At 60.4% G+C, this 11,888-nt stretch carries 8 protein-coding genes and 2 pseudogenes; 8 read left to right on the forward strand and 2 right to left on the reverse strand.

Annotation, left to right across the window (positions count from 1 at the left end; all coding sequences use genetic code 11):
* Positions 1-308: 308 nt before the first annotated feature.
* From AC3WK5_RS07925 to AC3WK5_RS07940, 4 genes and pseudogenes are all read left to right on the forward strand, one after another.
* Positions 309-887, forward strand: coding sequence for a PadR family transcriptional regulator (locus AC3WK5_RS07925; protein WP_103320070.1), 579 nt, complete (start codon positions 309-311; stop codon positions 885-887).
* Positions 884-1,669 carry a siderophore-interacting protein gene (locus AC3WK5_RS07930; protein WP_103320068.1) on the forward strand — a complete coding sequence of 262 codons (786 nt, stop codon included), beginning with the start codon at positions 884-886 and terminating at the stop codon, positions 1,667-1,669. The genes AC3WK5_RS07925 and AC3WK5_RS07930 overlap by 4 nt, the downstream gene beginning before the upstream one ends.
* A gap of 232 nt (positions 1,670-1,901) precedes the next feature.
* Positions 1,902-2,063 (forward strand): annotated as a pseudogene (locus tag AC3WK5_RS07935) (SIP domain-containing protein); the annotation flags it as partial.
* A 231-nt stretch (positions 2,064-2,294) separates the two neighbouring features.
* Positions 2,295-2,456: pseudogene (locus AC3WK5_RS07940) on the forward strand (SIP domain-containing protein); the annotation flags it as partial.
* Positions 2,457-2,609: 153 nt separating this feature from the next.
* On the opposite strand, the gene AC3WK5_RS07945 reads toward AC3WK5_RS07940, so the two are convergent.
* Complete coding sequence (locus AC3WK5_RS07945) at positions 2,610-3,290, reverse strand: Pr6Pr family membrane protein (protein ID WP_103320066.1); 681 nt, start codon at positions 3,288-3,290, stop codon at positions 2,610-2,612.
* Positions 3,291-3,299: 9 nt separating this feature from the next.
* Complete coding sequence (locus tag AC3WK5_RS07950; protein ID WP_019693422.1) at positions 3,300-3,530, reverse strand: VF530 family protein; 231 nt, start codon at positions 3,528-3,530, stop codon at positions 3,300-3,302.
* A gap of 344 nt (positions 3,531-3,874) precedes the next feature.
* On the opposite strand from AC3WK5_RS07950, the gene AC3WK5_RS07955 reads away from it, so the two are divergent.
* From AC3WK5_RS07955 to lon, 4 genes are all read left to right on the forward strand, one after another.
* Positions 3,875-5,257 carry a carbohydrate porin gene (locus tag AC3WK5_RS07955; protein ID WP_103320064.1) on the forward strand — a complete coding sequence of 461 codons (1,383 nt, stop codon included), beginning with the start codon at positions 3,875-3,877 and terminating at the stop codon, positions 5,255-5,257.
* Positions 5,258-5,466: 209 nt separating this feature from the next.
* Positions 5,467-7,878 carry a glucose/quinate/shikimate family membrane-bound PQQ-dependent dehydrogenase gene (locus tag AC3WK5_RS07960; RefSeq protein ID WP_103322152.1) on the forward strand — a complete coding sequence of 804 codons (2,412 nt, stop codon included), beginning with the start codon at positions 5,467-5,469 and terminating at the stop codon, positions 7,876-7,878.
* Positions 7,879-8,256: 378 nt separating this feature from the next.
* A complete protein-coding gene (locus AC3WK5_RS07965; protein ID WP_103320061.1) occupies positions 8,257-8,628 on the forward strand; it encodes a DUF6124 family protein in 372 nt (123 codons plus the stop codon).
* Positions 8,629-9,417: 789 nt separating this feature from the next.
* Complete coding sequence (gene lon, locus AC3WK5_RS07970) at positions 9,418-11,838, forward strand: endopeptidase La (protein WP_103319296.1); 2,421 nt, start codon at positions 9,418-9,420, stop codon at positions 11,836-11,838.
* Positions 11,839-11,888 lie beyond the last annotated feature (50 nt).

Consider the following 11,888-nt stretch of genomic DNA (forward strand, 5'->3'; position numbering starts at 1 on the left):
TAACAGCACTTCTTTACTCTCAGAGAAATACTACACACAGCTCTAACTAAAAAAGCACACAGACAAGAACCAACCCAACTTCTGTAAGACCGGTACTACTTAACTTCCGACGCTCGGTTAACGATCAGCAGATTAACTTTATAATTAGTTTAATTACTCTAGAAAAGCAATCAACTCATCATTCATTGCCCGTGCTCTTTAAGCGCCGCCCAAGGCCGACAGGATGGCGACCGTTGGTCCAGAACGCTTGCGCAAGCCATAAGATATATCTTAAGTTGTATCTAAACACGACGAGAGAAGACGAAAAAATGAGAGACCATCATTCCCACCGCGAGCACACAGACGGCCGCGACGGCTTCGAAAAACGCCCTGCCCCCGGCCGCGAACGCGGTGGACGCGGCCCCCGGGTTTTCGCCCCCGGCGATCTGAAACTGCTGTTGCTGGCGCTGATCGCCGAGCAGCCGTGCCATGGTTATGACCTGATCCGCCAGATCGAAAGCATGTTCGATGGCGCCTACAGCCCCAGCCCCGGCGTGATCTACCCGACCCTGACCTTCCTTGAAGAAAGCGAAATGATCCTCGGCGATGCCGAGGGTGGAAAAAAACGCTACAGCATCACCGACGCCGGTCGTCTGTCATTAAGCGAGCAAGCGATTGCGCTGGACGGCGTGCGCATGCGCATCGAGGTCAGCAAACGTTCGTTGCGCGGGCAAGACCGCCCGGCCGAGATCCACGAAGCGGTGCACAACCTGCGGCATGCCTTGCAAATGCATCACGGCCGCTGGAGCCCGGAAGAAATCCTGCGAGTGCGTGACCTGCTCAACAACACCGCCAAAGCCATCGTCGATGGCCCTGTCGTTCAATCTGTTCAGGAGAAGGCCGAATGACTGAAGTCATTGTGCAAACCATTCACCGCGTCAGCCACGAACTCAAACGCCGTCGCCTGGAAGTGCTGCGGGTGGTCGACCTGACCCCGCGCATGCGCCGGATCACCCTCGGCGGAGCGGAACTGGCCGGCTTCGTCAGCCTCGGAACCGACGACCACGTAAAGCTGTTTTTCCCGCAAACCGCCGCGGAACTCGCTGCGCTGGAAACCCTGGTGCTGGGCGCCGGCAAGGACAACGGGCCATTGCCGGCGATGCGTGACTACACGCCCCGTCGTTACGATTTGGACACGCTGGAACTGGACATCGACTTTGTATTGCACGGCGATGGCCCCGCCGCGACCTGGGCGGCTCAGGCCACACCCGGCCAGTTTCTGCACATCGGTGGGCCACGGGGTTCGATGGTCGTGCCGGACATCTTCGACAGTTATCTGTTGATCGGCGACGAGACCGCCCTGCCCGCCATCGCCCGCCGCCTCGAAGGCCTGGCGGCCAACCGTCGCGCGCTGGTGGTGGTGGAAATCGAGAACGGTGCCGAACAGCAAGTCCTCGAAAGCCAGGCAGAGGTCAAGGTGATCTGGGTCTTGCGCGAAGCCGGTAAAAACCACCTGCTGAGCACCGTGCAACAACTGCCAATGCCAAGCGGCGAGTTGTATGCGTGGATCGCGACAGAGTCCAAAGTCTCACGACAGATCCGCCGCGTGCTGCTGGACGAGAAGGGCTTGAGTCAGGACCAGGTGAAAGCCGTCGGCTACTGGAAACTCGACGACAGCGACGAAGAGTAAGCGACAAACACCTGTGGCGAGGGGGCTTGCCCCCGTTCGGCGGCGAAGCCGTCGTAATTCAACCAATATGGTCTGCCTGATACAACCCGAGTGAATGGTTTGGGGGTCGCTTCGCAACCCAACGGGGGCAAGCCCCCTCACCACATTTGATGTTCACTTTGAATCTATGCCCACTCGGCCTGCCGCCGTCCCGCGCCACCGATCCAGCGCAATCAGCACAAACCCCAGCAATAAACACCTGCCAATGCCGAGCGGCGAGTTGTATGCGTGGATCGCGACAGAGTCCAAAGCCTCACGACAGATCCGCCGGGTGCTGCTGGACGAGAAGGGTTTGAGTCAGGACCAGGTGAAAGCCGTGGGCTACTGGAAACTCGACGACAGCGACGAAGAGTAATGACGGACACCTGTGGCGAGGGGGCTTGCTCCCGTTCGGCGGCGAAGCCGTCGTAATTCAACCAATATGGTCTGCCTGATACAACCCGGGTGAATGGTTTGGGGGTCGCTTCGCAACCCAACGGGGGCAAGCCCCCTCACCACATTTGATATTCACTTTGAATCTATGCCCACTCGGCCTGCCGCAGTCCCGCGCCACCGATCCAGCGCAATCAGCACAAACCCCAGCAATAAACACCTGCCAATGCCGAGCGGCGAGTTGTATGCGTGGATCGCGACAGAGTCCAAAGTCTCACGACAGATCCGCCGCGTGCTGCTGGACGAGAAGGGTTTGAGTCAGGACCAGGTGAAAGCCGTGGGCTACTGGAAACTCGACGACAGCGACGAAGAGTAAACGACGCACACCTGTGGCGAGGGGGCTTGCCCCCGTTCGGCGGCGAAGCCGTCGTAATTCAACCAATATGGTCTGCCTGATACAACCCGAGTGAATGGTTTGGGGGTCGCTTCGCAACCCAACGGGGGCAAGCCCCCTCACCACATTTGATGTTCACTTTGAATCTATGCCCACTCGGCCTGCCGCCGTCCCGCGCCACCGATCCAGCCCGACCACCACCAGCGCAATCAGCACAAACCCCAGCAATATCCCGCTGGCATTGATGAACACCTGGGGATAACCGAGTTTTTCGACATCAATGAAGGGATACGGGTAAAGCCCCAGCGAGTGCCCGCGCAGCAAGGTAAAAGCGAAATACAGCACCGGGTAAATCGCCCACAAACCGATGTGCCCAAGGCGCAAGGTGCCCTTGGGTACGCACCGCCACCAATAGAACAGAAACAGCAGCGGCATGATGTCATGCAACAACTCGTCGGCGATGAACTGCCAGCCCTGCGGATGCCACAAATGCCGCAACAACAGGCTGTACGCCAGGCCGACCAGGGTAATGCTCACGGCAATCCCGCTGCTGACCCACGGCTGTAAAAAAAACGTACGGCCCTTCGACTCGCGTGAAGTCACCGCGCAGGTCAGCACCGTCGCCACCAGCGTATTGGTCAGGACCGTAAAGTAACTGAAGTAACTCACCAGCCCACCCAGCTGGCTGGCGCTGACACTCCAGCGGCCGTAAAACACCAGGTACAGCTGAATGCTCAATCCCAGCCAGCCCAGCACGGCGGCCGATTGGGCAAAACGGCTCATGACGGGCGACAGTCGAGTCGGCTCGGCGGGCATCTATATTCCTTAGAGCGGACGTTTGGTGCGCATCAACTTCACGTAGAGTTTTTCGACTTTCTCACGGGCCCACGGGGTTTTGCGCAGGAAGGTCAGGCTCGACTTGATACTCGGATCGCTCTTGAAGCAGCGAATGTCGATGCGCTCGGCCAGCCCTGACCATTCGTAGTGTTGAACCAGCGTGTTAAGGATCTGCTCCAGGGTCACGCCGTGCAGCGGGTTGGTGTTCTGTTCGGTCATGCAGGGCCTTTGAACGAAGAAAGTAGAGGAAGCCGCGCACCTTAGCCGAGGGTGTCCTGCGGTGGAAGGACTCTGTGCGCTATCGGTTAAATGTAGGTGAACTCTGAAAGTTCGCAGCCTGCGGGTGTTCACCTTCCGATGTGGAGCTGCCACAGGCTGCGATCTTTTCAAGGATGACCGCACACTGTTACCAAATCCGAAATGATCCATGTCAAGAAAAGCCCTTTCTCTCTTTGTTACAGATCATTATCCTTGCAGGCCTAAAAGCTGAATCGCTTCACCTGCCCGATTTCCCCTCGCGGCGTTCAGCTCTCTTCCCCTAAAAGACCAAGAATTCCTTCTCTATGCCTGACATTCAGACTTTGCGAGACAGCGCTGTCCGCCCCACTATTGCTGCTCGAAAAGCCATAAGCCTGATCGGTGGGCTCAGCGCCCTCGGCCTTGCCACTTGCACTCAAGCTGCCCCTGCATTCGATAGCGACTCACCGTGGATGCTCGGCGACTGGAACGGCACACGGACCGAACTTGCGGAAAAAGGCTACGACTTCAAGCTCGACTACACCGGCGAGATGGGCAGCAACCTGCACGGCGGCTACGACCACGACCGCACCGCGCGCTACAGCGACCAGTTCGGCCTCGGCACGCACCTGGACCTGCAAAAGATCCTCGGCTGGCACGACGCTGAATTTCAGCTGACCATCACCGAACGCAACGGCAACAACATCAGCAACGACCGGGTCAATGATCCGCGTGTCGGCGGCTTCACCTCGGCCCAGGAAGTCTGGGGCCGTGGTCAGACCACCCGGCTGACGCAGATGTGGTATCAGCAGAAATTCTTCGATCAGAAACTCGACATCAAGGCCGGCCGTTTTGGCGAAGGCGAAGACTTCAACAGCTTCCCCTGCGACTTCCAGAACCTGGCGTTCTGCGGCTCCCAGGTCGGCAACTGGGCCGGTGGCATCTGGTACAACTGGCCGGTCAGCCAATGGGCGCTGCGGGTCAAATATCACCTGACGCCCGAGCTCTACGCCCAAATCGGTGCGTACGAGCAGAACCCGTCGAACCTGGATCGCGACAATGGCTTCAAGCTCAGCGGCAGCGGCACCCAAGGCACGGTGCTGCCGGTGGAGCTGGTGTGGACACCGAAGCTCAATGGCCTGCCGGGCGAATACCGCGCCGGTTACTACTACAGCAGCGCCAAGGCCACCGACGTCTACAAGGACAGCAACGGCCAACCCGCAGCCCTGAGTGGTCAGCCCTACCGCAGCGCATCGAGCAAGCACGGCGTCTGGCTGGGCGTGCAGCAGCAACTGACCAGCCGCGCCAGCGATAACTCGCGAGGCTTGAGTGTGTTTGCCAACGGCACGATGCACGACAAAAAGACCAACGCCGTCGACAACTATGTCCAGGCCGGTGTCGTCTACAAAGGCCTGTTCGATGCCCGCAGCAAAGACGACATCGGCTTCGCCATGGCCCGGGTTCACGTCAACCCGGCCTTCCGCAAAAACGCCGAGGCGATCAACCAGGCGCATGCGGTCTTCGACTTCAACGACCCGTCCTACCTGCCGCCGCAAGACACCGAATACAGCGCCGAACTCTATTACGGCGTGCATGTAACCAACTGGCTGACCGTACGCCCGAACCTGCAATACATCCGCCATCCCGGTGGCGTGAATGAGGTCGATGACGCGCTGATCGGCGGGATCAAAATCCAGTCGTCGTTCTAACCAACGCTACAAACCCTGTGGGAGCGGGCTTGCTCGCGAAGGGGCCGTCAGCTTCGACATCAATGTTGACTGACCCATCGCTTTCGCGAGCAAGCCCGCTCCCACAAGGAATGCATCACTGAGCTTTTTGTACTGAAACCTGCTTGCGCCTGATCGTCATCTACAGTGAACAGGCGCGGGACTACTTAAACGTCACGGAGAACCACACTATGAGCACTGATGGTGCTTTGAGTCGAAGCCGTCTGCTACCGAGCCTGCTCGGTATCGTGCTTCTGCTAATGGGCCTGGCCTTGCTGGCCGGGGGGATCAAGCTGAGCATGCTCGGCGGCTCGCTGTATTACCTGCTGGCCGGTATCGGCCTGGTGCTGACCGGGATTTTGCTGCTGGCTGCCCGCCGTGCGGCGCTGGGCCTGTACGCCGTGGTGCTGTTCGCCAGTACGGTGTGGGCGCTGTGGGAAATCGGCCTCGACTGGTGGCAACTGGTGCCACGTCTGTCGCTGTGGTTCGCCCTTGGCGTAGTCCTGCTGTTGCCGTGGTTCCGCCGTCCGCTGCTGCGTGATGGCGCCGCGCCGCTGGGCACTGCCGCGCTGAGCGTGGCAGTGGTCCTGGCCGGCGCCACCGCCGTTGCCAGCCAATTCACCCACCCGGGTGAGATCATGGGCGAGTTGGGCCGCGACACTGCCGACATGACCAGCACCGCGCCAGCAATGCCCGAAGGCGAGTGGCAGGCCTATGGCCGTACCGAATTCGGCGACCGCTACTCGCCGCTGAAGCAGATCACCCCGGCCAACGTCGGCAAGCTGCAGGAAGCCTGGCGCATCCGCACCGGCGATCTGCCGACCGCCGATGACCCGGTGGAGCTGACCAACGAAAACACCCCGCTGAAGGTCAACGGCATGCTCTATGCCTGCACCGCCCACAGCAAGGTGCTGGCGCTGGACCCGGACACCGGCAAGGAAATCTGGCGCTTCGACCCGCAGATCAAGAGCCCGGTGGGCTTCAAGGGCTTCGCCCACATGACCTGCCGTGGCGTTTCCTACTACGACGAGAACGCCTACGCCAAGGCTGACAACGCGTCGAGCGCGGTCATCTCCGAAGCTGGCAAAGCGGTTGCGCAAGCCTGCCCGCGTCGCCTCTACCTGCCTACCGCCGATGCTCGCCTGATCGCCCTGAACGCCGACACCGGCAAAGTCTGCGAAGGCTTCGGCGATCACGGCGTGGTTGACCTGACCCAAGGTATTGGTCCGTTCACCCCCGGTGGCTACTACGCGACCTCGCCGGCAGCGATCACCCGTGATCTGGTGATCATGGGCGGCCACGTCACCGACAACGAATCGACCAACGAGCCGTCGGGCGTAATCCGCGCCTTCGACATCCGCGACGGTCACCTGGTCTGGAACTGGGACAGCGGCAACCCTGAAGCGACCGAGCCTTTGGCACCGGGCAAGACCTACACCCGCAATTCGCCGAACATGTGGTCGCTGGCCAGCGTCGACGAGAAACTGGGCATGGTCTACCTGCCGCTGGGCAACCAGATGCCTGACCAGTGGGGTGCCGACCGCACGCCGGGCGCAGAGAAATTCAGCGCCGGCATGGTGGCCCTGGACCTGGCGACCGGCAAAGTGCGCTGGAACTTCCAGTTCACCCACCACGACCTGTGGGACATGGACGTCGGCAGCCAGCCGACCCTGCTCGACATGAAAACCGCCGACGGCATCAAGCCGGCGCTGATCGCACCGACCAAGCAGGGCAGCCTGTATGTGCTCGACCGTCGCAACGGCACACCGATCGTGCCGATTCGCGAAGTGCCGGCGCCGCAAGGCGCAGTCACCGGCGACCATACCGCGCCGACCCAGGCTCGCTCGGACCTCAACCTGCTCGCTCCGGATCTGACCGAGAAGGCCATGTGGGGCGCCAGCCCGTTCGACCAGATGCTCTGCCGCATCCAGTTCAAGCAACTGCGCTACGAAGGCCAGTACACCCCGCCGTCGTTGCAGGGCAGCTTGATCTATCCGGGTAACGTTGGTGTGTTCAACTGGGGCAGCGTGTCGCTCGACCCGGTTCGCCAGATGCTGTTCACCAGCCCGAACTACATGGCATTCGTCTCCAAACTGATCCCGCAGGCTGAAGTGGCTGCCGGGAGCAAGCGCGAGAGCGAGACCTCGGGCGTCCAACCCAACACCGGCGCACCGTACGCGGTGACCATGCACCCGTTCATGTCGCCATTCGGCGTACCGTGCCAGGCTCCAGCCTGGGGCTACGTCGCCGGTATCGACCTGACCACCAACAAAGTGGTGTGGAAACGCAAAAACGGCACCAGCCGCGACAGCTCGCCACTGCCTATCGGCCTGCCAATCGGCGTGCCAAGCATGGGCGGCTCGATCGTCACTGCCGGCGGCGTCGGCTTCCTCAGCGGCACCCTGGACCAGTACCTGCGTGCCTATGACGTCAACAACGGCAAGGAACTGTGGAAGTCGCGCCTACCGGCCGGCGGCCAAGCCACACCAATGACCTACACCGGCAAGGACGGCAAACAGTACGTGCTGCTGGTCGTTGGCGGCCACGGTTCGCTGGGCACCAAAATGGGCGACTATGTGATCGCTTACAAACTGTCGGAATAAGCGTTAACCGCAGTTAAAACGAAGGCGACTACCTCACGGTAGTCGCCTTTTTTGTAGCCCACAGATATCTGATGCAACACCGTACTGTGGCGAGGGGGCTTGCCCCCGCTGGGCTGCGAAGCGGCCCCAAAACCTGCAATCGGGTTTTGTCAGACACACCCGGTTCGCTGGGTTTGCGAGCGCTTCGCACTCGAGCGGGGGCAAGCCCCCTCGCCACAGGTTGTGTGTTTATCCAATGAGTAGGACTCAGAGAAGCTTCCGACATGGTTTTCAGGTTGTCGGTGGGAAGCCGCATCACTAGTCTTTGGCGGTCGCTGCCCATTCAGCGACCGGGTTTGACCGTCCGAACACACTCCAGGTGCACATAGGAGCGTCACCATGCACAAAGTCACTCCCGATTCCCCTGAAACCCCAAGCACTTCCCCTTACGCCTCCACCGACTCGAAAAAACTCCACGACGCCGCAGAACGGGCGCTGGATCACTACCTGAAACCGCCGTTCGACAAGGGCAACCTGCCCGACAAACGTCCCTCCAATATCTTCGCGGTCATCCCTGATCTGGATAACGAAACCTTGCTGGCGCATGCCTCGGAAACACTCGCCTCGGTCAATGTGCTGGCCAGCGATCTGGCGTTCGAGCTCGAAGGCACGCGCCGGCACGTGGCGCTGGCGATTCAGCAGATGGTCTCGTTGGGGGAGCTGCTGGTGAATCGGGCACTGGATAATTTCGATCAGCCAGAGGCGCCGTAACACCGGACTGTGGGAGGGCCGCCCGGCCCGTCCCACCATTTTAATTAATGTACATCAGCCTCTAAACCCGTACACCCCCCCACCACTCAGGCCGGCTGTCAGGCCGCCGTGCTGTTGATCTTGATCCACCCGCCCCTATCGGAAGGCCGAGCGCAGGTGTTCATCAGGGGGTGGGCGCGCAGCGCCGTACGGCGCAGCCGGACACATCGAGAGGAGGTCGTCGCGAAGCAGACCGTAGGCGATGCCCCCTGATGAATACCGTAGCGAGGGAACGCCGAGCCTAAGCGAGGTGCCGTACGCTTGGGGCGAGCGTTTTTTTGCTTACTTTTTTTAGGCGCTTGTAAAAAAAGTGAGTCGCCGTCAGGCGAAACCCTAAGCGGCCGTTACCGCAGGAATGGATATGTACATCTGCAAGAGATTGGTCGGCTGTCAGGCCGCCATCGCAGGCAAGCCAGCTCCCACACTTTTGATTGGTGTACATCTGCGGGAGATGGGCCGGCTGTCAGGCCGCCATCGCAGGCAAGCCAGCTCCCACACTTTTGATTGGGGTACATCTGCGGGAGATAGGCCAGCTGTCAGGCCGCCATCGCAGGCAAGCCAGCTCCCACAGTTGAACTGTGTACATCAGCAAGAGGTTGGCCGGCTGTCAGGCCGCCATCGCGAGCAAGCTCGGCTCCTACAATAGTTGGGTGAATACACTCTATGAAACACCCGCTAACAACCGCCCCCCATTGAAACCACCCACCACCTGCCCCATCTATCCCTCATACCCCATTGCGCAGGTGCCCCATGAGCGACCAGCAAGAATTCCCGGATAACCCGAGCGACTACGCCGACCCCGAACACGCCGAACACCCCACCTCATCAGGCAAAGGCCTGGCCCTGCCCGGCCAGAACCTGCCGGACAAGGTCTACATCATCCCGATTCACAACCGCCCGTTCTTCCCCGCGCAAGTACTGCCGGTGATCGTCAACGAAGAACCCTGGGCCGAAACCCTCGACCTGGTCGCCAAGTCCGAACATCACTCGCTCGCGCTGTTCTTCATGGACACCCCGCAGGAAGACCCACGGCACTTCGACACCTCCGCCCTGCCGCTTTACGGCACCCTGGTGAAGATCCATCACGCCAGCCGCGAAAACGGCAAACTGCAATTCGTCGCCCAGGGCCTGACCCGCGTACGCCTCAAGACCTGGCTCAAGCACCATCGCCCACCGTACCTGGTGGAAGTCGAATACCCGCACCAGCCAAGCGAGCCGACCGATGAGGTCAAGGCCTACGGCATGGCGCTGATCAACGCGATCAAGGAACTGCTGCCGCTCAACCCGCTGTACAGCGAAGAGCTGAAAAACTACCTCAACCGCTTCAGCCCCAACGATCCGTCGCCACTGACCGACTTCGCCGCCGCCCTGACCTCGGCCACCGGCAGCGAGCTGCAAGAAGTGCTCGACTGCGTGCCAATGCTCAAGCGCATGGAAAAAGTCCTGCCGATGCTGCGCAAGGAAGTCGAAGTCGCGCGCTTGCAGAAAGAAATCTCTGCCGAAGTGAACCGCAAGATCGGCGAGCACCAGCGCGAGTTTTTCCTCAAGGAACAACTCAAGGTCATCCAGCAGGAACTGGGGCTGACCAAGGACGACCGCAGCGCCGACGTCGAGCAGTTCGAGCAGCGGCTGGTGGGCAAGGTCCTGCCGCCACAGGCGCAGAAACGCATCGAAGAGGAAATGAACAAGCTGTCGATCCTCGAAACCGGTTCGCCGGAATACGCCGTCACCCGCAACTACCTGGAGTGGGCGACAGCGGTGCCGTGGGGCGTTTATGGCGAGGACAAACTCGACCTCAAACACGCGCGCAAAGTCCTCGACCAACACCACGCCGGGCTCGACGACATCAAGGACCGAATCCTCGAATTCCTTGCAGTCGGCGCCTACAAAGGTGAGATCGCCGGCTCCATCGTGTTGTTGGTCGGCCCGCCGGGCGTGGGCAAGACCAGCGTCGGCAAATCCATCGCCGAGTCGCTGGGGCGACCGTTCTATCGCTTCAGCGTCGGCGGTATGCGCGACGAAGCCGAGATCAAGGGCCACCGCCGCACCTACATCGGCGCACTGCCGGGCAAACTGGTCCAGGCGTTGAAAGACGTTGAAGTGATGAACCCGGTGATCATGCTCGACGAAATCGACAAGATGGGCCAAAGCTTCCAGGGCGACCCGGCCTCGGCGCTGCTGGAAACCCTCGACCCGGAACAGAACGTCGAATTCCTCGACCATTACCTGGACCTGCGCCTGGACCTGTCGAAAGTGCTGTTCGTCTGCACCGCCAACACCCTGGACTCGATCCCAGGTCCCTTGCTCGACCGGATGGAAGTGATTCGCCTGTCGGGTTACATCACCGAAGAAAAGGTCGCCATTGCCAAGCGTCACCTGTGGCCAAAACAGCTTGAGAAAGCCGGGGTGTCGAAAACCAGCCTGTCCATCAGCGACAGCGCGCTGAAAGCCCTGATCGACGGTTACGCCCGCGAAGCCGGGGTACGCCAGTTGGAAAAACAACTGGGCAAACTGGTGCGCAAAGCGGTGGTGAAGCTGATCGACGAACCGAAAGCTGTGATCAAGATCGGCCCCAAAGACCTCGAAGCCTCACTCGGCATGCCGGTGTTTCGCAACGAACAAGTGTTGTCCGGCACCGGGGTCATCACCGGCCTGGCCTGGACCAGCATGGGCGGCGCAACCTTGCCGATCGAAGCCACGCGCATTCACACCCTCAACCGCGGCTTCAAGCTCACCGGGCAACTAGGCGATGTGATGAAGGAATCGGCCGAGATCGCCTACAGCTACGTCAGCTCGCACCTCAAGCAATTCGGTGGCGACGCGAAGTTCTTCGACGAAGCGTTCATCCACCTCCACGTGCCAGAAGGTGCAACACCGAAAGACGGCCCAAGCGCCGGCGTAACCATGGCCAGCGCCCTGCTCTCGCTGGCGCGCAACCAGCCGCCGAAAAAAGGTGTGGCCATGACCGGTGAACTGACGTTGACCGGGCATGTGTTGCCGATTGGCGGGGTCCGCGAGAAAGTAATCGCAGCGCGTCGGCAGAAGATCTTCGAACTGATCCTGCCGGAGCCTAACCGTGGCAGTTTTGAGGAGCTGCCGGACTACCTGAAGGAAGGGATTACCGTGCACTTCGCCAAGCGCTTTGCGGATGTGGCGAAGGTGTTGTTCTGACACCTGATGCACTGTTCATTAACGCCACCTGTCGGAACTGTTATTTCTAA

The organism is Pseudomonas sp. FW306-02-D09B (genome assembly GCF_058782685.1).